Source organism: Sorangiineae bacterium MSr12523 (genome assembly GCA_037157775.1).
In the GTDB taxonomy this organism is placed as follows: domain Bacteria; phylum Myxococcota_A; class Polyangia; order Polyangiales; family Polyangiaceae; genus Pendulispora; species Pendulispora brunnea.
On the sequence record CP089982.1, the window covers coordinates 12201756 to 12225416 of the forward strand.

General features: G+C 63.4%; 15 protein-coding genes. 8 read left to right on the forward strand and 7 right to left on the reverse strand.

What is annotated here, in order from left to right; translation table 11 throughout:
• Positions 1 to 11: 11 nt before the first annotated feature.
• Together LZC95_48205 and LZC95_48210 are read right to left on the reverse strand one after the other, a co-directional pair.
• Positions 12 to 1646, reverse strand: a complete 1635-nt coding sequence (locus LZC95_48205; protein WXA94217.1) for a sodium:solute symporter — start codon at positions 1644 to 1646, stop codon at positions 12 to 14.
• Positions 1643 to 1861, reverse strand: a complete 219-nt coding sequence (locus tag LZC95_48210) for a DUF3311 domain-containing protein (protein WXA94218.1) — start codon at positions 1859 to 1861, stop codon at positions 1643 to 1645. The genes LZC95_48205 and LZC95_48210 overlap by 4 nt, the downstream gene beginning before the upstream one ends.
• 410 nt (positions 1862 to 2271) lie before the next feature.
• Here LZC95_48210 and LZC95_48215 point away from each other — a divergent pair, with 410 nt between their 5' ends.
• On the forward strand, positions 2272 to 3426 hold the full coding sequence (locus tag LZC95_48215; GenBank protein ID WXA94219.1) for a 2-isopropylmalate synthase: 1155 nt from the start codon (positions 2272 to 2274) through the stop codon (positions 3424 to 3426).
• 13 nt (positions 3427 to 3439) lie between these two features.
• On the opposite strand, the gene LZC95_48220 is transcribed toward LZC95_48215, so the two are convergent.
• Entirely contained in the window at positions 3440 to 5269 is a 1830-nt protein-coding gene (locus tag LZC95_48220) for a glycoside hydrolase family 5 protein (GenBank protein ID WXA94220.1), read from the reverse strand.
• A 174-nt stretch (positions 5270 to 5443) separates the two neighbouring features.
• On the opposite strand from LZC95_48220, the gene LZC95_48225 reads away from it, so the two are divergent.
• Positions 5444 to 6646, forward strand: coding sequence for a pentapeptide repeat-containing protein (locus LZC95_48225; protein WXA94221.1), 1203 nt, complete (start codon positions 5444 to 5446; stop codon positions 6644 to 6646).
• A 47-nt stretch (positions 6647 to 6693) separates the two neighbouring features.
• Positions 6694 to 7206, forward strand: coding sequence for a DUF1993 domain-containing protein (locus tag LZC95_48230; GenBank protein ID WXA94222.1), 513 nt, complete (start codon positions 6694 to 6696; stop codon positions 7204 to 7206).
• 153 nt (positions 7207 to 7359) lie between these two features.
• Here the strand turns inward: LZC95_48230 and LZC95_48235 are convergent, their stop codons facing one another.
• Complete coding sequence (locus LZC95_48235; GenBank protein ID WXA94223.1) at positions 7360 to 8238, reverse strand: class I SAM-dependent methyltransferase; 879 nt, start codon at positions 8236 to 8238, stop codon at positions 7360 to 7362.
• 169 nt (positions 8239 to 8407) lie between these two features.
• Between LZC95_48235 and LZC95_48240 the strand changes: the two genes are divergently transcribed.
• The gene (locus tag LZC95_48240) at positions 8408 to 9190 is read left to right on the forward strand and encodes an alpha/beta hydrolase (GenBank protein ID WXA94224.1); all 783 of its coding nucleotides are present in this window, start codon (positions 8408 to 8410) and stop codon (positions 9188 to 9190) included.
• 177 nt (positions 9191 to 9367) lie between these two features.
• The gene (locus LZC95_48245; GenBank protein ID WXA94225.1) at positions 9368 to 13414 is read left to right on the forward strand and encodes a protein kinase; all 4047 of its coding nucleotides are present in this window, start codon (positions 9368 to 9370) and stop codon (positions 13412 to 13414) included.
• Here the strand turns inward: LZC95_48245 and LZC95_48250 are convergent.
• Positions 13353 to 13817, reverse strand: coding sequence for a response regulator (locus tag LZC95_48250; GenBank protein ID WXA94226.1), 465 nt, complete (start codon positions 13815 to 13817; stop codon positions 13353 to 13355). The genes LZC95_48245 and LZC95_48250 overlap by 62 nt on opposite strands.
• On the reverse strand, positions 13801 to 19146 hold the full coding sequence (locus LZC95_48255; protein WXA94227.1) for an AAA family ATPase: 5346 nt from the start codon (positions 19144 to 19146) through the stop codon (positions 13801 to 13803). Before LZC95_48255 ends, LZC95_48250 begins: the two co-directional genes overlap by 17 nt.
• Before the next feature lie 216 nt (positions 19147 to 19362).
• On the opposite strand from LZC95_48255, the gene LZC95_48260 reads away from it, so the two are divergent.
• Positions 19363 to 19992: a class I SAM-dependent methyltransferase gene (locus tag LZC95_48260; protein ID WXA94228.1), complete on the forward strand. Its 630-nt coding sequence runs from the start codon at positions 19363 to 19365 to the stop codon at positions 19990 to 19992.
• Positions 19993 to 20014: 22 nt separating this feature from the next.
• Here the strand turns inward: LZC95_48260 and LZC95_48265 are convergent, their stop codons facing one another.
• Positions 20015 to 21907 (reverse strand): peptidoglycan DD-metalloendopeptidase family protein, encoded by a 1893-nt coding sequence (locus LZC95_48265; GenBank protein ID WXA94229.1) that lies wholly within the window; start codon positions 21905 to 21907, stop codon positions 20015 to 20017.
• Between the two features lie 372 nt (positions 21908 to 22279).
• Here LZC95_48265 and LZC95_48270 point away from each other — a divergent pair, with 372 nt between their 5' ends.
• Together LZC95_48270 and LZC95_48275 are read left to right on the forward strand one after the other, a co-directional pair.
• A complete protein-coding gene (locus LZC95_48270; GenBank protein ID WXA94230.1) occupies positions 22280 to 22873 on the forward strand; it encodes a hypothetical protein in 594 nt (197 codons plus the stop codon).
• Positions 22874 to 22938: 65 nt separating this feature from the next.
• A complete protein-coding gene (locus LZC95_48275; protein ID WXA94231.1) occupies positions 22939 to 23652 on the forward strand; it encodes a DUF2306 domain-containing protein in 714 nt (237 codons plus the stop codon).
• Positions 23653 to 23661: the final 9 nt, after the last annotated feature.

Genomic DNA, 23661 nt, shown 5'->3' on the forward strand with positions numbered 1-23661 from the left:
CGTGGCCAGCTTCAGTGCGTCGGAAGATCCTGGGCCACTCCGGGATCGCCCGCATCGGCCTCGTAGTCGCTTGGCGATGTTTCATCCACGCCTTCTTCCATCTTGAAGGAGCGAAAGAGCAGCGTGAGCACGACGGCGACGATCACATTGAGCACGAAGGCCGTGAGCGCAATGTAGCCCGCGTGGCCGAGCATGGGGATCTCGGCGATCTGGCCACCGAAGTGGGTCCCCGGTTTGCCGGGTGCCGGAACGAAATAGCTCGTGGCCGTGCCGTACACCATACCCACGAGCCAACCGACGAAGAGCGCCCTGCGGTGGAACCACCGGGTGTAGAGACCGAAGACCAGCGCGGGGAATGTCTGCATGATCCAGATTCCGCCCAGCAATTGGAACTGGATGGCAAACGATTTATCCAACGCGAGAACGAAAACGAGGGCACCGAACTTCAATAGAAGCGAGGCCACTTTGCTGACTTGCGTCTCGGCCGCGGGCGTGGCGTTGGGGCTGATGAACGCGCGGTAAACGTTGCGCGTGAAGAGGTTTGCGGCCGCGATCGACATGATCGCCGCGGGGACCAGCGCCCCAATTCCGATGGCAGCAAATGCGACCCCGGTGAACCAGCTGGGGAAATTCTGTTTGAAGAGCAACGGGACCGAGAGCGAATTGTTTCCCCCTGTCGTGATGCCCGAGGACAAAGCCATCAGGCCGAGCAGGGCAATCATGCCGAGCAAGATCGTGTACATCGGCAAGAGGGCGGTGTTGCGCCGGATCACGTTCCGATTCTTGGTCGAGAGCACGGCGGTGACCGAATGCGGATAAATGAAGAGCGCGAGCGCGGAGCCGAATCCAAGTGTGCAGTACGGCCATAGCTGCTTTTCCGAGAGGAGCAGCCCGCCAAAGGGCTTTCCCGTGGTGGGGTTCGTCTTTGCGAGCTTCTGCCCGGCTGCGGAGAAGATGTGCTCCCATCCGCCGAGTTTGGCCGGGAGATAAATAATGGATACTCCGACCACCAAGTAGATGAGGCTGTCCTTCACGAATGCAATCATTGCGGGCGCGCGCAACCCCGCAGAGTACGTGTACGCGGCGAGCAGGGCGAAGGCGACGAACAGCGGCATCTCGCGCACGATCCACGGCGTGTCCGGGCCGCCGCCGACGCCCATGGCGTCGAGACAGACCTGGATGCCGACCAACTGGAGCGCGATGTACGGCATGGTTGCGAGGATGCCCGTGAGCGCCACGGCCAACGTGAGCGCGCGCGAGCCGTGGCGGCCTTCCACGAAATCCGCGGTGGTCACGTATCCGTGACGATGAGAGACCGACCAGAGTCGGGGCAAAAAGAGAAAGATGATGGGCCAAACCACGATGGCGTAGGGCACGGCAAAGAAGCCGAGCGCCCCCACACCGAAGACCAGGGCGGGCACGGCAATGCATGTGTACGCCGTAAACACGTCGCCGCCGAGAAGGAACCAGGCGATGAACGTGCCGAACGAACGACCGCCCAGTCCCCACTCGTCGAGGTGCATGATGTCGGCAGGCCGGCGCCATCGGGAGGCGAGAAAGCCCATGACCGCAACGAGCAGGAACAGCACCGTGAAGACGGCCAGGGCCACGCCGTCGAACTGCATGCCCGTTTGATGCGCGCTCACTTTTTACCCCTCGTCTTTTGCGCGGGCACCACGAGAAAGTACGCGCCGCTCATCGTGCACATGGTGAGCGCGACCCAGAGCAGTTGATACCAATAGAAGAACGGAAACCCCGCGAGTGTCGGCTCGGTCCGATTGTAAATGCCCGGCATGAGCAGCGCGATGATTGGAGCGGCCAGTAGTGGGGCAGCGAGCATGTAGCGGATTCGCGGTGTCATCCAATCCTCGTCCTATCGATGCAGGCGTCTTCGGAGATAAGTAGGTCCACGATGGCGTGATAAACAGTCCGCCTTCTCGACTCGCATACGATTCAATTGCGCGCATGTTTCGGAGTCTGCACTTCTTTTTCGCGATGAAGGCGCGTATCGTCCGGCTTGCTTACCCACGTCCTTGACGACCCCAATGAGATCGTTCAAGGTCTCTCTCGTTCCTGATGCGCACGCTCGTCCTTCTTCCCGAGACCCTTCTCTCCCTCGCGCTTCTTCTTCGCGAGGCGGGAGAGAGCGTCACTCGGCGGTAAGAAACGACGAGTCGACCCTCTTCCGCCGGACCGGCCGGAAGAGGGATATCGCATTCGCCTCCATCGCTCTTTCGGCCTTTCCGGCTCTCGAACCCCACGGAGCCCGAAATGAACGACAAGATCACGATACTGGATACGACATTGCGCGACGGTGAGCAGTCCGCCGGCGTCAACTTTACGCAATCCGACAAGCTGGAGATTGCGCGCGCGCTCGAGGCCATGCGCATCGACGTGATCGAAGCGGGATTTCCCGCGGCGAGCGCGGCCGAATTCGCCAATGTAAAGGCGGTGGCCAAAGATGTGCGCGGAGCCGCCATTTGCGCCCTTTCACGGGCCGTCGCGGAGGATGTCGATGCGGCGGGCGAGGCCTTGAAGGGCGCTGCGTCGCCGCGCATCCACATCTTTTTGAACGCGAGCGACATGCAGCTCGAGCATCAATTGCGAAAAAAGAGGGAAGACGTGCGGGCGCTCGCCGACGCCATGGTTCGGCGTGCGCGAAACTACGTGGCGGACGTCGAGTTCTCCGCGATGGATGCCACACGTGCCGATCCGGATTTTCTGGCCGAGATCGTCCGCACGGCCATTGCGGCTGGCGCGGGGACCATCAATCTTCCCGACACCGTCGGCTATGTGCTGCCTCACCAGCTTCACGCGATGATGGTCGATCTGCGGTCCCGCGTTCCCGAGCTCGACGGGGTCTGCATGAGTTTTCACGGCCAGGACGATTTGGGCCTCTCGACGGCGAATACGATCGAGGCCGTCCGCGCCGGCGCGCGCCAAGTGGAGCTCACCGTGAATGGCATTGGGGAGCGCGCGGGCAATACGGCCCTGGAAGAGGTGGTCGTGGCGTTGACGCTCCACGGACCCTCGCTGGGCGTGCGCGTGGACGTCGACACCACGAAGATCTCGGCGCTCTCGCAATTGGTTGCGGAACGGAGCGGCATGCCGGTGGCACCGAACAAAGCGCTCGTGGGCAGGAATGCGTTTCGCCACGCGTCGGGAATTCACCAAAACGGCGTGATCAAGAAGCGTGAGACGTTCGAATGGATTGATCCGAAGATGGTCGGCAACACGCGCGGAACCGAAATCGTGCTCGGAAAATTGTCGGGGCGAGCCGGATTTCTGGCGCGGGTGCACGCGCTCGGACTGAAGCTCACCGCGAGCAAGGAGGAAGAGACGTTCGCCCGCTTTCAAGAGCTCGCCGATCGACAGCGCGTGGTCGAGGACGCCGAGGTAAGGGCTATTTGCCTCCAGGGCGCCTGACCGCGCTACTCCTTCATTGCCGGCAGAGGATCGCGTCCGGTGTCCGGCTCGAGCCCACCCGGCCCGTGTACGCCACCCCGGCAATGTATTCGTTCGCGGCGCATTGTCCTTTGTAATGGCCTTGAGCGAAATCGCCGCCGCCCGATGCGCGATTGTCGCCGCGGTCGAACCATACCGTCCGCCCATCATGGCCCAGGGGCGTTGGCGACTTGGCGCACAACCCCGCGTCAAAAGCCGCGCCCTTGACGCTGTAGCCAACCAGGAAATGGTCCGCGGGGCATTGCACCTTCGTGTACCCCGAGGCCCAATCCGTCTCCACGTACGATTCATCACGGACCACGGCATATCCCGACGATGGCCATGAGCCGGTGCACAGCCCGCGGTTGCCGGTGTGGCTCAATCCGATCACGCGCTGACCATCCGGGCAAGCACCTTTGCGGGCACCGGGGTTCCAGTCCGGCATGGCGCGGACCGCCCGTGATGGCTGGAAATCGGCATGGTCGAGGTTCAGCATGGACCAGCGTTCGACCTGCGGGATCTGCCCGGAGCGGCTGGGCGCGTGGATCAACCGCGTCCAGGCGGGTTCGCGCCAGTCATCGCCATCGTAGAGTCCCATTCGGTTGCCCGCAGCGTCCCAATGCAGCAGCGCCCAGCCATTGCCGGTCCGATTGGTGTGAAATCCGACGAGTGGCCAATAGGCGAAATCCGTATCGGTCTGAACGAGGTAGTCGACGAAACGATTGAACCAGTCGCGCGACTTTGGATCGCTGTTGTCGCGACCACCGACCCCAAATTCGCTGATCCACACCGGAGCGTTGAAGTGCGTTCCGGCTTCGGCGGCGACGTAAAAGGCTTGCCGGTAGAGGACATCTCGAAGTTCCTGCGGGCTCAGATCCTGGTAGCGGGGATCGTGGGTCTCTCCCGTACCGGTCGCGCCGCTGTGATTGGGGCCGGTGTATCCGTAGAAATGCGCCGAGTAGACGAGCTTCCCGGAGTCAATCAGCGTATGCGAAAGGTTGCGAACCGGCTCGAGGGTGGGGCGGCCATGCGGCAGGCCGTCGGCCGGGACACCGAACCAGTTGATGCCCTCGACGATGATCAGCAGATCCGGATTGGCCTCGAGCTGGATCCGATCGGCGACGCGCTGGCTCGCTTGTTGCCAATCGTGGTCGTCACCCAGGCCCCAGTTCGGGTCGTCCCAAACGTTGCGGCGAACTTCGTTGTAAAGGTCGGCGCCCACCACGCGTTTGTTCGCCTTGTAGCGGCGGGCCATGAATACCCAGTCGTCCTGCCACTGCTGGACCGTTTGGCTGGTATTCCAGCGCTCGTTGCCATCGACGCCGCAGCACCAGCGGGAGGTATTCGTGTGGTTATTGAGAATGACCGCAAAGCCGCGTGCCGTCAGGCGGTCGACGACGGCGTCGTAGATCTGAAGTGGGGTTTTGCCGCTCAGGCCGGGGTTCTTGAGGACCTGCACCGGACGGGTGTCATGGATCATCTGGTTGGAGAAGGGCAGTCGAATGCTGTTGATACCCAATTCGGCAAAGCCATCGAGGATCTCTTCGAGCGAAGCCCGATCGAGGCCGAGCGGGATCTGGTCGGCTTTTTCGCCCGCATGATGGTTCGCGGGGTCGTTGATGTCACCCGAGCCGGTCCACGTCCCGCTGGCGCCGTGCCAATTGCCGGATTTCAACTTGAACCGGTCGCCATTGGCATCGACGATGTAGCGCCCCCGTGTGCTCAGCGGACCTACCCAGCCCTCCTGGGTGGCCTCGGCCGCGCCGGCGATCATCAGGATTCTCGTTCCCAGCAAGGCTGCCAGCAAGACGCGAGGAAGCTTCATGCCGCGCAGGATAAACGCCCGCGCAAGTCGCGTCGATTAAAGAGCTTCATACATTGAGATCTCCCGCTTCCCCATCGAAGGGCGTCCTGGACGCTGGAAGATTTCTCGAAGAGCCGCGGTATCACTCTTCGATACGGCCAGCTGCGGCAGCTTGGCCCATCGCAGGAGGATGTCATGTCGAAGCGTGAGAAGCGGCCCAATCAGAGTCCACTGGAGATGCTCGGACAGGGGGCCGTGGCCTTCAACGCGTGGCGTATCGCGAATCCGTCCACCACGATCGAATTGGCTCGTGCCGACCTACGCGGGCGCGACCTGGACCAGGTCATTTTTGCCGGTGCCGATCTCCGTGGGGCGAATTTTTCCGGTGCATCGCTGCGCGAGGCCGTATTCTCCGGTGCGAACCTCACCGGCGCCCGATTCGATGGTGCAGACCTCGGCGGCGCGAGCTTCGGCCTCATCGAGATGATCGATTCGCGGATTGCGTTTACGCCGCTGGGCAAGCGATTGCTGTATGGCGCCGAACTTGGTGGCGCAGTGTTCACGGGCGCTTTTCTCGACGACACATCGTTCCGCGAATGCCGCCTCGAAGGGGTCGACTTTCGAGGATGCGATCTGACGACCCTCGATCTGCGCCGCGCAAGCCTGGAGGATGCGATGACCGATCCGGCCTCGCCGAGCCAAGCTCCGAATCCAGAGCAGGAAGAGACTTGGCAACGCGAGGCCGGCAACGGAGACGCGACGGCCATGATCAAGCTCGGCATGCGGCACGAGCAAGGTGGCGACATCGCGGGTGCGGTGCGATGGTACGAGGCGGCGGCTGGCAAAGGCGATATTTCCGCGGTAGGACTTCTTGCCAACATCTTCGAAGACGCGGGCGATGGGGTGCGGGCCGAGGAATGGTACCAAATGGCTGCGGACCGGCGCTGTGCTCCCGCCATGCACGACTATGCGCTTTTCCTCCTGGCTCGGGGCGATCGCGGGCGGGGAGAAGACATGTACCGCAGAGCGGCGGAGGCGGGAGCTGCCGCGTCGATGTGCAACCTCGGCGTCCTTGCCGAGGAGCGTGGCGACGTCGCATCGGCCGAGCAGTGGTTCCGACAAGCCTTCGATACCGGTTACGTCCGGGCGGCGTTTTACCTCGCTCGGTTGGCTCACGGGCGCGACATCCATGAAGCGCGACGCTGGTTGCGCCTTGCGGCCCGAGGCGGCGACGAGCGGGCCATGTTCACGCTGGCGAGGCTCGGGGCCGAAATGGACGACGAAATGGACGTCAAATATTGGGGTCGCCGGGCGGCCAACGCCGGTCACCCCGAGGCGCAGCAAATCTTCGGCGGCTCCGATCGGATTCCGCCACTGCGCGGCATCACCCTCGGCTGATCTCAGGTTCGCAGGGCGCGCTCTTGCCGGTCGGGGTACGATGCGGCATGCCTCTGAACCCGTATGATTTCTCTGTCGCCGTGTTCGTGCGCGGCCTCACCAACTTGAAGGCGTGTCTTGCCAAGGCCGAAGCGCATGCTTCCGCGAATGGTCTCGAGCCGCTCGCGCTCATTCATGCGCGGCTCGCGTCGGATATGTACGATCTGGCGACGCAAATTCACTGGGCGGCCGAAGGCGCGAAGCTCGCGATAGATCGCCTGATGGGCACGAAGGCGCCGCCGCCGCCGGCCATCGAGCGAACGACCTTTGCGGAGTTGCACGAAGCCATCGACGCGGCCATCGTCTATTTGAAGGCGGTCGATCCGCAGGTCCTCGAAAGGGGGCTCGATGCCACGATCGAGATCCCCGCCCGCAGCGGCACGATCACCTTCGCCGGCGCACAATTCCTCGCCCAGTTTGCCCTGCCGAACTTCTTTTTTCACATGACGGCGGCGTACGCCATCTTGCGAGAGCGAGGCGTGCCGCTCACGAAGAACGAATTCATGGGCCCAATGGGCTAGCCGGGAAGGGGGACTTACATGAAATTAATGATTGGACATCAAGAAACGTTCAAACGAATTACAAATCATTGCAATGCCAAATAGGAATCGACGCGAATCCGGCAATGTGGCCGACGTCTCGGTGGCGTGCAGTCCAACCCAATAGAGCGCAGGTCACGTCCTTTCGGCGACGACCAAGCGCTCGCCGAGGGCATTCACGGTCTCCTCGGGCGATTCGTCGGAAAAGCGTGCGGCGAATTCGACGCGATTCTCGTCGCTCAATGGGCGAAAATGCGCCGCCTCGAGAAGCTGGGTCGCGTGCTCCCGATGCATCAAGCCGAGCTGGGGCTCGCCGCTGCGTGACAAGATCCAGCGACGCAGGTTGCGGCGGACGAATGGTTCGTCGCTTCGCGTCGCGGGCTCGAGGTACGTCATCGCCAATCGGCTTCCGGACGGGACGATCGCGGAAAGATTTGCCAGCGTTTCCGCGGTCGCCCGATGCGGCAGGTACATCGTGACACCCTCCCAAATGACGAAGGCGCGTTCATCCGTGCGCAGCCCGGCGTTGCGAAGGGCGCCCCCCAGATCGTCGCGCGCGAAGTCCACCGGCACGTACCGGAGCGACTCGGCCGGCGATTGCAGCGACGCCGCGCGGGCGCGTTTGAACTGCTGCGTGGCCGGGTGATCGATCTCGAAAACGCGCACACCCCGCAGCGAATCGAGCCGGTAGGCCCGAGCGTCGAGACCCGCGCCGAGGATCACCAACTGCCGCACCCCGAGCTCGTAGGCTTCGGCCCACGCGGCGTCGATGGCGCTCGAGCGCAATGCAACGGTATCGATGAAGCCGCGTGAGGATACCCACCATCGCTGCCCGAGACCCTCCCGGCGTTCGAGGAGCCATTGCGCACCGTGCACGATTTTCCCCACGGAGGGTGGCAACAACTGCACCGCGAACGGATCGGAAAACGCGCGAACGCGCGTGACACCCAGCGTATTGAGCGCACGAAAAAACGCGACGATGGTGGACGTTGTACTCGGTTTTCCTTCGATCATGGTCCGTGCAGTGTGCCGTAGAGTTCGCGCGCACGGGTAAAGAAGCGCAAAGACGTGACCGGAGCGAAACCGATCGCGAGCTGCGGCGTAGTCCTCGGTGATTCCCAGCTCGCAAGGTTCGCATTGGGTGCGATTCGCGTCGCGAGCAGAGTCGTTGGAGGGACATCCCATGAAATATCATCGTCTGGCACTCGCCCTGGTGTTCTCCGTCGCTGCACTGACCCACGTGCCCTCGGCAGAAGCTGCGCCGTCTACGACGCGCATCAAGAACATCGTCCTCGTGCACGGCGCGTTCGTCGATGGGTCGGGGTGGAGGCCCGTGTACGATCTCTTGGCTCGCGATGGGTACAACGTGACCGTGGTGCAGCAGCCGCTTTCCGGATTGGACGAAGACGTTGCGGCCACGAAGCGCGCGCTCGATCGACAGGACGGTCCGAGCCTCCTGGTGGCCCACAGCTACGGCGGCGCGATCATCACCGAGGCGGGCAACGATGCACGCGTCGCCGGCCTCGTGTACATCGCGGCGCACGCGCCCGACGAGGGTGAAACGGAGACGGGCAACGGCCAGCGCTATCCGGCCGCCGGGCGCGATGCGATCACGAAGACGCCCGATGGTTACACGTTCATCGATCCGGCGCGCTACCACGCGGAGTTCGCCGCCGATCTACCGGCCGCCGAGGCGGAGTTCGAGGCGCGCTCGCAAATGTTCACGGCGGGCAAGGTGTTCTCCACGCCCATCGTCGACCCGGCCTGGAAGAAGAAGCCGAGCTGGTACATGGTGGCGCAGGCCGACCGGATCATCAGCCCCGATCTCGAAAGGATGTATGCTGCACGCGCTCACAGCTACAAGGTGGAGATCCCCGGGGCGAGCCACTCCGTGTATCGCTCGCATCCTTGGGAGGTCGCCTCGTTGATCGAGCTGGCCGCGCGAACCGCACCGAGCGGTGGCTGATCGAATCGATTCAATGCTTCCTGAGATCGCCTTTGCGGTCCGCTTGGGGTCCGATGCACATCCGCGAACCTCGCGTTTCCGGGTCACCTTGCGTATTCTGCAACGGTGTAGAGCGTCGGACGCTCCTCTAAGCGTCCGAGTGACATCGTAGGGAAAGGGGAGGAAGCAGGCAACCCGATGGACTGGGCGGAACTCACGCCGAGAACGGTCTTCGCGGATCGGTTCGTTGTCGAGGGCGTTGCCGGCCGGGGAGCGATGGGCATCGTCTATCGGGCGCGCGATTGCCGGCGCGACGATGCACCGGTGGCGCTCAAAGTGCTTCCGCCCTTCGGAGCCCACCCCAACTTCCGGGCGCGCTTCTATCGCGAAGCGTACATGCTCTCGCAGCTCCAGCACCCGGGCATCGTCGCGTACATCGATCACGGCGTCACGCGCGAGGGGCATCCCTTTCTGGCCATGGAGTGGCTCGACGGCGAAGACCTCGGCGAACGCCTCGAGCACGACGGCCTTTCGCTAGAGGACACGCTTCGCATGCTCTCCGGTGTGGCCGACGCCCTTTCGGCCGCGCATCGGCGGGGGTTCGTGCACCGTGACCTCAAGCCCGAGAACATCTTCCTCCGTCACGGGCGCCCCGATGCACCGACGCTGCTCGACTTCGGTGTGGCGCGCCTCGTGGAGTCCGATCTGACCGCGACGGGGCTCGCCGTCGGCACGCCGCTCTACATGGCGCCCGAGCAAGCGCGCGGCGATAGGGACGTCGGGCCCAGCGCCGACGTGTTCGCATTCGGATGCGTGATGTACAAATGCCTGACCGGGCGAACGCCCTTCGCCGACGGGCATCCGATGGTCGTCGTGGCGAGCATCCTCCTCGACGAGGTCCCGCGGCTGCGCGTGCTGAGGCCCGATCTGCCGGAGGCGTTGGACCGGCTGCTCCAGCGCCTGCTCGCCAAGGACCGGGCCCAGCGTCCCAAGGATGCCAACGTGCTGCGCGAGGAGCTTCGCGCCCTGGGGCCTCTTTCGGACACGCCGACGCGCGAACGAGTAGCCCGCACGCCGGGCGCTGCGCTTCTTTCCGACGAACAGCAGCTCGTGAGCGTGCTTCTGGTCACCGACGACGAGACGACCGATGTGCCGTTGCACGACGAGTCGCTGAAGAGGCTCAATCGACGAGGGCAGCGACAGTTCCTCGCCGACGAGCTCCGAGCCCGCTTCGATGCTCGGGTCGAAGTCCTTTTCGACGGCTCGATGATCGTCACCCTGGCGCAAACGGAACGCATGACGGCGACCGATCAGGCCGTGCAGGCGGCTCGTTGTGCGCTCTTCGTGCACGAGCAGCTCCCCTCGCAGTACGTCGTCATCACCACGGGTCGAAGCGTCGTCATCGGCGAGCACCTTCCCAACGGGGACATTCTCGAGCGCGCCAATCGGCTCCTGCTCGGTGGCTCGCGCTCGGTCGCCACGCTGCACGGCATTCGCCTCGACGACATCACGGCGCATCTGCTCGATGCACGATTCCAAAAGAGGCAAACGAACTGCGGCTTCTTCGTCTTGGACTCCGAGCTGGCCATCGACGAGGCGCGCCCGCTTCTCGGCAAGCCGACGCCCTTCGTCGGCCGCGACCGCGAGCTGCCGCAGCTGCAGCTGCTCCTCAACGAATGCTGCGAGGATTCGGTCGCGCGCCTCGCCATGGTGATCGCGGCCGCGGGCGTCGGAAAGTCGCGCCTGCGTCACGAATTCGTTCGCCGCGTGCAGCAGACGCAGAACATCGACATTTGGCTCGGACGAAGCGATCCCACGCGTGCGGGTCGCCCGTATGGCATTCTTGCCGATGCTTTGCGGCGCCTCGTCGACGTGCACGACGGCGAAGAGGTGTCCGTCCAGCAGCAGAAGCTCGAAGATCGCGTGCGGTGCCACGTCCCGGCGAACGAGGCGCGCTTCGTCACGGAATTCCTCGGTGAACTCTGCGGCGTGCCCTTCCCTTCGGAGAGCAGCGTCAAGCTGCGTCTGGCACGAACCGAGCCGCGCACGATGGTCGCCCAGGTGACGGCGGCCTTCATCGCGTTCTTGCGCGCCGAATGCAAAGACCATCCGGTGCTGTTCGTCCTCGAAGATCTGCATTGGGGCGATGCGCTCACCGTGCGCGTGATCGACGCGTCGTTGCGCGAGTGCCAAAATCTGCCGCTCATGGTGCTCGCCCTCGCGAGACCGGAGATCGAGGATCTCTATCCAAAGCTCTGGCTCGAGCGCAGGCGCCAGGTCTTCTGGCTCGATGGATTGAGCCATCGCGCGAGCAAGCAGCTCATCGCCGCCGCGCTTGGCCCCAACGTCTCGGCCGCAATCGTGACGAGAATCGTCGAGCAGGCTTCGGGCAATGCGCTCTTTTTGGAAGAGTTGATTCGATTCGTCGCGGAAGGTCGCTCCGACGTGATGCCGGACACCGTGCTGGCCATGTTGCAGGCGAGGCTGCGGCGCCTCGAGCCCGAGTTGCGGCGGATCCTACGTGCGGCCAGCGTCTATGGAGGCACCTTCTGGCGCGGTGGCGTTCTCGCCTTGTTCGGCCATCGCGGTCCGGAAAGCCTCGAAGAGCGCGTCGACGAGCGGCTGGACGAGCTGATTCAGTGCGAGCTCATTACGAAAAACGCCACGAGCCGGTTTCTCGACGATACCGAATATGCATTCCGTCACGCGCTCGTGCGCGAGGCCGCGCACAGCATGCTGACCGAAGAAGATCGCTCGGCATCGCACCGCGCCGCGGCCGAGTTTCTCGAAAGAATGGGCGAAAGCGATGCCCATGTCCTTGCCGAGCATCATGCGTTGGGCGGGGACAAGGATCGAGCGGCCGTGCTCTATGCGCGGGCGGCCGCAGACGCCCTCGACCATGCGAACCTCCGCGAGGGCACATGGCTCGCCGAACGCGGTATCGCCTGCGGAGCCAAGGAGAATCTCCGAGGCATCCTCCGCTCCGTGCAGGCGCGCGTCGCCATGTTGGAATGCGATTACGTCAAAGGGCGGGCGCTCGTCTCCGAGGCGCTCTCGCTACTGCCCCGCGGCGGCGTCGACTGGTGCTACGCCGTGGGGACCATGGCCTTCGGGGCCGCACCATCCCCGGTGAACCATCACGAAATTTTGCTCTGGGGGGACGTGTTGCGGGCGACCGATCCCGAGCCCGCGGCCGCCGGGGCCTACATCGATTCGTTGCGGATTCTGACCACGATTCTGAGCTTCTTCGGGCGTCATGCGGAGGTTCAGACCTGCTTGTCCCGCATGGACGAAGTGGCCAGCATGGGCGACAACGTCGGTGCCCGAGGCTCCTGGGAGCTCTCGCGTGCGGTTTCGGGTTGGTACCTTTCCCGTGATCCTTGGTCGGCTTGGGTGGCGGCCGCCCATGCGGAGGCCATTTTCGAGTCGCTCAACGACAAGGGGCTTCTCGCGAATGCGCGCATCTACGGGGGACTCTTGCTCACCCATCTCGGCGACGTCGAAGCCGGAGAAGAAAAGCTGCGAAGCGCACGCGCGGAAGGTATGCGCGATGGCGACAAGTGGACGAGCAGCATGGCCACGTGCCAGCTTGCGATGGCCTTGGTCGACAAGGAAGATGACGCTTCGCGCGAGGAGGCCGAGCACCTCCTCTGGGCGTTCTTGGACGATCGCGCGGCCGAGCATCACTTGAAGGGATTCGCCAAAGCCATCTTGGCCAATATTCTTCTCGACTGCGGTGCCCTCGATGCGGCGGAGCAGCACGTTCGGCATGCGCTGGAGACGCTCACCAACATCGTGGCTCTGCGTCCCTACGCCGAGGCGACGCGGTTGAACATCTTGCTACGCAGCGGCCGGCTCGGCGATGCGCGCGAGCGTGCGGGCGTGCAGCGGACGTGGCTCGAGCAGTGCGGCGGTGCGGGCTTCGTCGAGGGGCGACTTCGGCTGGCCGTGTTCGAGGCGTACGCCGCCTCGGGGGATCCGGCCGCGCAGAGCATTCTCGACGGGACCATCGAACAGATCCGGTGTCGCGCGGAGGCCATCCCCGATATCGAAATGCGAATACGCTTTCTCGAGAAGAATGCCATCAACCGGCGCACCCTCGAGAAGGTCGCGACGGGTCGCCATGCACCGAGCTCGCTGGCGCGTCGCCGGCTCGAGCGCTCCGTCAGCCGGCCCGATGACGCTACTCCAGGTGACCGAGCGTCTGCCGCACGAAGTAGCGCGTCATCGCGTTCGAAAGCTTGATGAAGTCGACGGGCTTGATGGCAATTTCGGCCCCGCCGGCGCGAAGTAGTTCTTCGCGCGGGTAGAGTTGGCCGTACGCCGTGAGAAAGATGACCGGCGTGAGAAGAACCGGCACGTCGAGTGCGTAGCAGGGCAAGCTCGCGCGATCGAGCTTGCCGCGGATCAACTTCACCAGCGCGATGCCGTCGAGCTGGGAGCGTTTGAGCTGGATGTCCATCAAGATCATCCCGAGCCGTTCACCTTCGCGTTTCAAGCAGGTGCAGGCTTGCTCGTCGTTCTCTGCTTCGAGCAATTCGTAGCGCTCCTCGAGAAGCAATCGCGCGGCCGCCAAGTTGCTGGCGTCGTCGTCGACGTAGAGCACGCACGGCCGCGTTTGACGCCCGCCTTCAGGCCCGCTCTGCACGCTTCACCTCCTCCACGCATGGTAGCCGCACGTAGAAGATCGATCCACGTCCCGGTTGGCTCTCGACCCAAATCTCCCCACGATGTAGGCGAACGATTTCTCGGGAGATGGCTAGACCGAGCCCCGCGCCACCCGCATGCCGCGTGTTGGTGCCATCCACTTGATAAAAGCTTTCGAAGATTTTCCCTTGTTCGTGCTGGGCAATGCCGATGCCGTCGTCGCGGACGGTGAAAAGGGCAAAGCCTTCGTGGTCCTGCCGTACGGCCACTTCGACGGCGCCGCCCTCGCTGGAAAATTTGATGGCATTGTCCACGAGGTTGATGAGCACCTGTTGGAGGCGCCCGTGGTCCGCTAGGAGCGTTGGCGCCACGCCCTCCGCGCGCAGGGCGACATGGACCCTTCGCTTCTCGCCGAGCGCGCGCATCTTGTCCACGACCTCACGGGCAGCCTCGTGGGCGTCGAGCTCGACCGGGTCGATGCGCATGCGCGCGGCATCGAGCCGGCTCATGTCGAGGAGATCTTCCACCAGGCCAATGAGCTGCTCGCCGTTGGTCTGGACCACGCGCAAATAGCTGACGGCATCGTCGCGCCGGCCGCGATAGAGGCAGACGCTCCTTTTCGAGAACGAGTCCTGCGCGCCGCAGGCCGGGCAGACGGGCTTTGGGCGCAAGAGGACGAGCTCCTCGCAGGCGGTGCAGATCCACTCCGTGCGTTCCGAGAGGCGGGCGGCCAGGCCATTGGGAATATTCACGATGGCGTTGAGCGGCGTGCGAAGCTCGTGCGACGTATTGGCGAGAAATTCCGTTTTGAGCCGCGCACTCTCCCGCGCAGCCTCGAGGGCCATGGTCAGCTTCTCGTTGTTCTCTTTGAGCTCGGAGTACAAGCGCGCATTGTCCAGCGAAATGGCCGCTTGGGATGCGAGCACCTGCAGGACGCGCACGCGCCCGACCGTGAAGGCGTTGGTGGTCTGATTGTTCTCCAAATAGAGTACGCCAATGAGGCCTCCTCCTCGCATCACCGGGACGCACAACACCGACTTCGGCGCGCGCCGCTGGAGCGTCTCGTCGCGTCCGAACGTCGGATCGGCGGTGGCATCGTTGAGGACGCGCGACTCACCCGTGTGTGCCACGTAATGGACCACGGCCGGCACCAGCTCCGGGCACTCGGCAAGGGGCATGGTGCGAATCTCCACCTCCCCGAAGGCACGTGCCCGCGCGACCGCCCGAAACTCCGCGGCCTGCCGCGGGCGACTTTCCACGCTGCATTCTTCGTCGCGGGCGAGCACCAGGACGGCCGTCTCCGCACCGGCGGACGCGAGGCACATTTCGAGAAGCACGCAGAAGACCCGGTCGGGCTCCATTTCGCTGGAAATGGCCTGGGACGCCTTGGCGATCGCCGTCAGATCGATCGACTCGTCCAGGCTTCCCGTGCTGCTCCACGCCGGGGAATGCGAGGGGTAACTGTCTCGCCCGCGCACCACCGATCCGTCTTGCGGATAGGCGCGATCGAGCTGCATCAATTTGTGCTTTGCGCCCCAAGCCCGGTACGCATCGCGCGCATCGGCGATGTAGGAGAGCCCCATCTCGTGCTGGCCCGACTCGATGAGAAGCTTGCCGGCGAGCTCGCACGCGAGTGCGGCGTATTGGCGAAAACCTTGCTTGTTCGCGGAGCGGCTCGCCCCATCGAGCAACGTGAGGGCGCGCCAGGGATCGCCTGCCGCACGTGCCACCGCGGCTTCGAGGATCGCATGCATGTGGCGGAAGTTGGCCGGGGACGACTCGGCCCAACGCGCGAGCTTTTTGCGGCACGCCTCGATCGGCGCCGCGGAGCCGGCGGCGTCGGTATCGAGCAAACAAAGCCCATAGAAGAGTGCGTGCACCGCGCTGGTGATGAAGCCCCTCACGAACGTCAGGAGCTCCTCGGCCTTTCGGCACCAGGCGAGGGCGAGCTCCACCTTGCCATGCAGGTACAAGGCTTGTGCGAGACCCACGTAAAGGCAGGTCATTTGGGTCTTCTGCGTTTCATGCTTCTTCAACCACGAGGGCACATCGGTCTCACCAATGGCGAACGTGACGTCCGAATCGGTCTCGCCGAGCAGGTTGAGGACCGGAAAGAGGACCGTCTCGATGAACGTAGGACCCACGGCGTGCCGAGTTCGCAAACAGAAGAGGAGATTCTCGTGGCTCTCTTCTTTGACTTTCGCGAGGGGCTCCCCCGAATGAAAGACCAAGATGGATTTGAACTGCAGGTTGTAGCCCGCCCACTGCAGCTCTCCGGCGTCGAGTCCTGCGCGATAGCCTTCATCGAAGTAGGCCATGCTCGCCTGCAGATGCTCCGTCCAGGGCACGATGAACGCGCCCATGTTGACGCCATTTTTGCATAGCTGCGCAAGGTAACCGCCCCTCTTGGCGAGCTGCCATCCGAGCATGCCGTATTCGTAGCCGGCGCGGTAATCGCCTTTCCCGTAGACGAGGAGCATGCCGAACGACGAATACGCCGTCGCCGACTCCGGGCAATTGCCGTACGTGATCGACAGGTTGGCCAACTTCGCATTGAAGACCGCGTGGAGCGCCTGGTTCGACATGTACGCCGCGGGCAGCATCCCCACGAGCAGGCGCAGGGCCGCAATGACCCTGGGTTCCGTCATGGCCGGCATATCGATGAGCCCATGAATGGACCTCCCCGCCATGTGCCGCTCGATGGAGGCCATTTCGGCGTCGAGGACGGGGGTGAGATCGCCTTCCTCGGGGATGACGATGCCCAGCGCGCGCAGCCCCGCAAAGCCCCAGCGAAAGACGCCTTCGTACTTCATCTCGAGGGTACACTGCCAGACGAGAAGCCGGCAGACGTCGGCGCGCTCCATGGGCGTGCGTGCGCGATCCATCAAGTCCAGACTAATCTTTTCGGATTGTTCGAAATGGCCAAGCAAATATTCGATTTCGGCGTACTCGAGGCGCATGGCCATGTTGGCCTCATGGTCTTCCTCCCACGAGCCAATGCACTCGAGGCCTACTTGATAATAGGCACTGGCGGCACCGTACGCGTTGGCGCGCTTGGCGAGCTGCCCGGCCAATAGATTGAGCCGCGCCAGCGTGCACCGCTCCGCACCGGTGACCAGCTCGCGCGCCGTGTTCAAGTGGTCGGCGGTCGCAAAAATGCGATCCATCTGCTCCTCGTCGCCCGCTTGCTGCAGGAGCCTGCGGCCGATTCGAAGGTGCGACTGCTTTCGAGCTTCGACGTCCTCCGAGTCATACGCGGCTTGCTGAACACGGTCGTGGAGGAAGCGAAATTGCCGATGCACGAGCGTGGGCGCGGCATCGCTCGCGGTCGTCTCGAGTCCCGATGTCGGGAGAACGAAGCCCGCATTCAGTGCGGGCAACAGCTTTGCGTAGGTCGCCTCCTCCGAGAGATCGCAAATCCAGGCCAGCGTCCGAAGGTCGAACTGATTGCCAATGCACGCCGCGAGATGGACGATGTGGAGGCCATCGGCCGAAAGCGACGAGAGGCGGCGCGACAGCAGATCGGCCACGTTTTCGGTCGCGCTTCGCTCGCGGATCACCTCGGGCTTCCAGGTGAAATGCCGCGCGCCGCAATCGAAGGTGAGCGCCCCGTCGGCGTGCAACGCATGAAGAAATTGATTCACGAAAAAGGGATTTCCGTCCGTCTTCTGCTGCAGCAGCGCGACGAGGGGCTCCACGTCGTGCGGGCTTCGATGCAGCACGTCGGCACAGAGCTGGGTCAGATCCGCGGGGGTGAGGGGACCGAGTGCGATCTCCTCGAAGACATGCTGCTGCGCCCTCCGGCCCTCGAGAAATCGCTTGAGCGGGTGGACGGCGTCGACCTCGTTGTCGCGGTACGTTCCAATGACCAGGAGGTTGCGCCGCTCCCCTCCCGGCACGAAAATCTCCATCAGCCGCAGGGAGGCCGAGTCGATCCACTGCAGGTCGTCGATGAACATGACGAGGGGGTGCTCGGGCCGGCAGAGGACATCGAGGAATCGTCCAAAGATCAAATTGAAACGATTTTGCGTTTCGATGGCGCCGAGTATGGGCACTTCGGGTTGCGGACCGAGGAGCCGCTCGAGCTCGGGAATGACATCGAAGAGCGCGCGCGCCTTGTCGCCGAGCGCTTCGAGAATTTCACGTCGCCACTGGGCGAGGCACTGCTCCGGCTCGCACAGAAGCTGCTGAACGAGCTCGTGGAACGCCTCGGTGATGGCCGCGTACGGGACGCTGCGCCGCAGTTGATCGAACTTCCCGGAAATGAAGTATCCGTGGCGATGGCTGACGGGTACGTGAAGATCCTGGATGAGCGAGGTTTTTCCGATTCCCGAATAGCCCGAAACGAGCACCAGCTCGCAGGGCCCGTTGACCGTGCGCTCGAATGCGGCGCCCAGCCGCTGGAGCTCCGAGGCGCGCCCGTAGAGCCGATGCGGTATGGAAAAAGCGTGGAGAACGTCGTCCCGCCCCAATTCGAAACGCGCGTCGCGATCGGCGAGGCAGCGCTCGAGATCCGCTTTGACACCGACGGCGCTCCGGTATCGATCCTCGGGATTCTTCTCGAGGAGCTTCATCACGATGTCGGAGACCGATTTCGGAATTCGGGAATCGGCTTCTGCGGGAGGCTTCGGACGCCGTGCCAGGTGGGCATGGACCCATTCGAGCGTGTCACCGCCCGTGAAAAGCGTGCGACGCGTGAGTAGCTCGTAGAGCGTCACCCCCAGCGAATACAGATCGGTCCGATGATCGATCGAGCGATTCATCCGCCCGGTCTGTTCCGGCGAGACGTAGGCGAGCGTGAACTCGCGCCGGAGCGGATCGCGCTGACTGGCCTCGGTGGACACGGGCGCGACGAGCGAGGTGCTCGCGCCAAAGTCGATGAGCTTGGCTTCACCCGAATTGGGGCAATATACGATGTTGGCCGGCTTGACATCGTTGTGAACGATTTGGGCATCATGGATCGCCGCCAGAGCGGTGCATATTTGCATGCCAACTCGAAGAGTCTGCTCCATCGAAAGCGGCTGCTGAGCCGCAAATCGCTCGAGGGAGGTGGCCCCGAAGTCTTCGAGCACGAGAAACGTCGTGCCTTGCTCCGCACGGAGGTCGTAAGCCCGTATCACATGCGAGGAGTTTACGCGCTGTAGTGTTTCGAATTCGTGACGATAGCGAGCGCGATATTCGCGACACGCGCTCGATCCTTGAAGGACTTTGAGAACGACGTTTTCGGGCCAGGCGGACAAGTCGGGCGAACGTGCCGTCTGTCGTGCGCGGTAAACCGACGAACGTGCACTTTCGGAGAGGATCTCCTCGATCGCGAATCCTTCGTACATCTATCCCCCGCGAATCGCCGGCCTCAGCACAGTGGCCGAATGGGACCCGCTACCTCAGCTAGCATACGACGAGTCGCGTCCGCCGGACATGAGATTCCACGCGTGACCGCGCGGGGGAGCTCAAGTATGCACCCGCGGCAAGCGCAAGTTGCCACCTTGCGCGATTCGCCCTTGCCATTTTTTCTGTCACGCAACATATAAAGTTGCGTGAAGCAAATGAGCAAGCCAACCTACGATCAGTCCTTCTGGGAACGACTCTGGTCGAAGACGCTGCGGGAGCACGCGGACAAAGTCGCGCATCGGCCACCGAATGCACATCTCGTCCGCGAGGTGGTGAACCTTCACCCCGGGCGCGTCCTCGACGCAGGCTGTGGACACGGAACGGAGACGCTTTGGCTCGCCGCGCATGGGTGGCATGTCACGGCGGTGGATTTCTCCGCGAGCGCTCTGGCCCATGGCCGTTCGATGGCCGCGGCGGCCGGGCCCACCATCTCGGAGCGCATCGTTTGGGTCGAGGGCGATCTCGCGACCTGGACGGCAAAGCCCGGTGAATTCGATCTCGTGGTCTGCCTGTACGTCCACATCGCGGGATCGGTGGAAGAGATGGTGCAGAGGATGGCGAACGCGGTCGCTGTTGGCGGCACGTTGTTCATGGTCGGCCATCGTCCGATCGATCCCGCGACGGGAGCCGCTACGGCTGCAGCCGGTCAGGTGCAAGTCTCCGTCGAGCGCGTGGTCGCCGCGCTCGATCCGCAGCGCTGGCAATGCCTCGTCGCGGAGGAGCGTCCGCGGCCCATCACGGGCACCGGCGTCGACGCGGTGATACGTGCGCGGCGCTCGTCGTGATGGGCTTGGCCGAATCGGCTACCTATTTGGTCCACACCGCGGCGTAGTTGGCCGTGCCGCCGTCGGACACGCCGGTCACGAATTTGGTCAGGAAGCCTTGGCCGGTGAAGCTATCGTAATCGGATTGATACTGCGCACTCGTGCGATCGTGGCGCGCCACCCACGAGCCTAGGCTTTGCGAGGAGAAGATGGCCGAGTAGAACACCTGGCCGTTGTGAACGTACGTGTCCAAGTAGTGCGGGCGGCGGCCGGCGTCCACTTCGGCATCGAAGGTCGCTTGGTACTGGCTGGCGGGGATGCCGTGCAGGCCGACGAAGCTGCCGAAAGGCGCGCTGTCCCAGAGTGCGGTGATCTGGCGGGCGCCGCCCACCGAGACCACGGACACGTTCACGGGACGCCACCCTTGGTTGGTGAGGCTGTTCCAATTCGATTGATGCAGGGCCTCGGAGGCGCCGTGATAGGCCGTCTGCGCGGGCCCGCTCTCGTTGGTCCAAATGCCATTGTAGCGGACCGCACCCGCCGAAAGGTAACTGTCGACGTGCACCAGTCGGTGGCCGTCTTGCGATTGCGTCGTGAACTCGCTCTGATATTGCGCCGACGTCATGCCCGCGCGGGCGAGCCACCAGACATTGCCCGCCGGCCGAAAGAGCATATTGAAGAAGGAATCGTTCCCAATGTTGAATCCATCGATCCACACCGGCCGATAACCCGCCGCGGTGACGTCATCGAAAACGGTCTGGAAGTTCGCTGCGCTCACGCCGTGGCGTGCCACCTCGGCGAAGCCGGGAACCAAGTTCGACACCTTGAAGGTGCGCGACGTCTTCAACGCATTGTTGACGAAGACGCGCATCGTCCAGGTGCCCGGCGTGTTTCCCACCTTCCAGGTCCAGCTGGGCATCCAATGCGCGTAGCGGGCGACGCCGCCGGCGGTCCATGTCCAAGAAGATACGTTCGAGTCCGGCGCGACCATGCTGATTTGCACTTTGTCGCCGCCTCGAATGGCCGCGGACAAGCCGACGCCCATCGTGGCTCCCGGAGCGTAGAGCGTGTCGTTGGGCGCCGGATCCTTGATCTGCTGAGCGCTGCTGAAGGCTCCTTCCTTGAGCATCACATCCATGATGTCGGACGGCCCCTCGTAGGCGGGCGGTGCAGTCCACATGTCCTCGAATGACTCGAGCCAAGCGTCGCTGCAGTCGTGCACCTCGAAGTGAAGATGCGCCTGCGTGGAACAGCCGGAGCTACCGACCACCGCCAGCTTCTGCCCGGCCACGACACTGTCGCCCACATTGACGACGACCGAGTTCTTCTTCACGTGACCGTAGTAGCTCGCATAGCCATTCGCGTGGCGAAGCACCACCACGTTCCAAGTTCCGGTGCAGCTCGTGTTTCGATCGAACTGGTCCTCGCGAATGAACTCGACCACACCATCCGCGGCCGCGCGCACGATGGCGGTGCCGTTGTCCATCTCGCGAAAGGAGGATATGTCGATATCGGCGCCGCGATGACCGTCGTAGGTGCGCGCCAAGCTGCCGGTCTTACCCTTGTAATCGCGCGTGTCCGTCGCATCGGCGTCGAGATCGGTGTAGTTGTTGATCATCCATTGCTTGCCGTGCGCACCGGAGACCGGCCAAGTCGAGAAATGGAGATCGGCCTTGTTGCAGCTCGGCGCCAACTCCGCACGATTCGCCGCCGCACGCTCCTTGCTGCTTCGTTCGAGTCGCAGAGAATCATGATGTGCGCCCTCCTCCGAGGAGTCCGCGCTCCATTCATGATCGGGAGCCCTCACCGCCGGCTCGGGATCCACCGCCGCTGCCGTGAGCTCGTCCGAAGCCGCTACGGGTGTTTCCTCGTCTGCCACCCCCGCACAACCAACCAATGCCAAAACGAAGACCAAATTCACCCGAATCGATCGCATCGATGTTTTTCTCCTCAAGGTTTGAGCGCACGTCGGGGCGGTTTCGCGCCAATCTGCGCCGTGCGGGGGGATGCTTTAGCAAAGTCAGGACCAGATGCTCCGCGGCGCCTTTTCGCGCGCTCGCTCGGAGAAACCCGCGCTGGCGCGGGTCGTTGGAGATCCCACGTGTTGCGCCGGATCACCGCGAGAAAGCGCGTCCACGTCGCTCGGATCGGCGGTTCGAGCAGGTGCAACAGGGTGCAACATCGCAACAGCTCACCCGCTGCCGTGGACGTGGGGTAGTCCGCCCTGCGCCGTCTCGAAGAGCGAATCGTTTTCGAGTTATTAGGTTGCCTAATGCTTCCCGCTCGGGGCCTGCGAATGTTACCTGCCGTGATGGCGCCGTTCACGGGGCGTGCATGTCTCGCTTACCACGTCGAGGTCATTGCAAAAGAGGAAGACGCCGACACGATCTCCTGGGCCCGTGTGCATCAAGAAGCGTGGGGCTACGTCGGGCTGCGCGAGGAGACCGTGAGCTTCGAGCGGGCGGGGCTCCTGATTCCCCAGGACGTGGTCGACGAGTACATTCCGAATGTCACGGTGTTTCGGACGTCGCGCAGTCGGATGTTTCCGCAGCGAATCCCAGAGCACTTGCAGGCCTTCATCCATAGCCGCAATTTGCCTGCGGCCACCCGAGATCGGCTCTTCGCATCGGGGCGGGTGCTCATTTTCAACGAGCGCATCGTGTGCCCCAATGATTCCATCGTCGTGGCGCGCCGTGACGCGCAAACGTTTTTTGCTCACGGGACCACTCCTGCCTTGCGATTGAGCAAGCCCTCCACGAGCAAGACATGGACGTCGGCAGCGCTCTGGGGGCTGCTCGCAACCGTATGCCTCTCTGCCACGTACAACTTGAGCGGTTGCGGCAAAGAAACGCCATCGGCGCCCACCGCTCCAGAGAGCTCGGGGGCGGGAGGCCCCAGGTGAGATGAGCGTTTCGTGCTCAAAAGTTTGCTGAGCCGATAAAACTTTCGCGGGGCAAGGGCGTCCGTATGTGGGTGCTGAGTCGTGTCCGCGCCGCTGCCCCCCGCGTTTTCGTCCTATCCCTGATGGCGCTGGGGGCAGCTTTCATCACCGCTTCGAGCCTGGCGTACTTCAAGTTCGATGAGCTTCCCCCCTTCGTGATCGAGAAGCTTCCTTTGCGGTTCGAGGCTCTCTGGCTCCTGTCGCTGCGTGTTCACGTCGTTGCAGCGCTCATCTCGTTCCCGCTCTGCATCGTGCTGATGACCCGCGCGCTTCAGCGGCGTGCGGTATTGCATCGATGGATCGGACGGAGCGCCGGCGCGCTGATTCTCTTTGCGCTGGTTCCGTCCGGTGCCGTGCTTTCGTTCGAAGCAAAAGGCGGCCCGCTGGTGAGCGCCGGCTTCCTTCTCAGTGGTGCGCTCATCGCTTGGTTCATGGTGAAGGGCGTTTTCGCGGCGAGACGTCGAGAGTTCGGTGCCCATCGCCGTGCCATGCTGCATGTGTTTGCCCAGATGAGCGTCGCGGTCACGTCGCGCGCGCTGTTGTTCGGCCTCGACGTTGCGGGGATGAGCCCTGACGTCGCATACGTCGTTGCGCTTTGGTGCCCGGTCCTTGGAAGCGCCGCCATGGCCGAGTTGTTGTCCGGATCTCTCAAGAGGATGGTTCAGAATCATGGTCTCAAGATGGCAATGTCTCTGCGTGCTCGGTTCGTTGCTCGTCCCATCGTTCGCTTTGGCCGCTGATTCCCTCCC

Excerpts from the sequence above, each read along its gene's own strand:
- LZC95_48210 (WXA94218.1), bottom strand. The coding sequence starts at position 1,861 with ATGACACCGCGAATCCGCTACATGCTCGCTGCCCCACTACTGGCCGCT.
- LZC95_48215 (WXA94219.1), top strand. The coding sequence starts at position 2,272 with ATGAACGACAAGATCACGATACTGGATACGACATTGCGCGACGGTGAG.
- LZC95_48220 (WXA94220.1), bottom strand. The coding sequence starts at position 5,269 with ATGAAGCTTCCTCGCGTCTTGCTGGCAGCCTTGCTGGGAACGAGAATC.
- LZC95_48225 (WXA94221.1), top strand. The coding sequence starts at position 5,444 with ATGTCGAAGCGTGAGAAGCGGCCCAATCAGAGTCCACTGGAGATGCTC.
- LZC95_48230 (WXA94222.1), top strand. The coding sequence starts at position 6,694 with ATGCCTCTGAACCCGTATGATTTCTCTGTCGCCGTGTTCGTGCGCGGC.
- LZC95_48235 (WXA94223.1), bottom strand. The coding sequence starts at position 8,238 with ATGATCGAAGGAAAACCGAGTACAACGTCCACCATCGTCGCGTTTTTT.
- LZC95_48240 (WXA94224.1), top strand. The coding sequence starts at position 8,408 with ATGAAATATCATCGTCTGGCACTCGCCCTGGTGTTCTCCGTCGCTGCA.
- LZC95_48245 (WXA94225.1), top strand. The coding sequence starts at position 9,368 with ATGGACTGGGCGGAACTCACGCCGAGAACGGTCTTCGCGGATCGGTTC.
- LZC95_48255 (WXA94227.1), bottom strand. The coding sequence starts at position 19,146 with ATGTACGAAGGATTCGCGATCGAGGAGATCCTCTCCGAAAGTGCACGT.
- LZC95_48260 (WXA94228.1), top strand. The coding sequence starts at position 19,363 with ATGAGCAAGCCAACCTACGATCAGTCCTTCTGGGAACGACTCTGGTCG.
- LZC95_48265 (WXA94229.1), bottom strand. The coding sequence starts at position 21,907 with ATGCGATCGATTCGGGTGAATTTGGTCTTCGTTTTGGCATTGGTTGGT.
- LZC95_48275 (WXA94231.1), top strand. The coding sequence starts at position 22,939 with ATGTGGGTGCTGAGTCGTGTCCGCGCCGCTGCCCCCCGCGTTTTCGTC.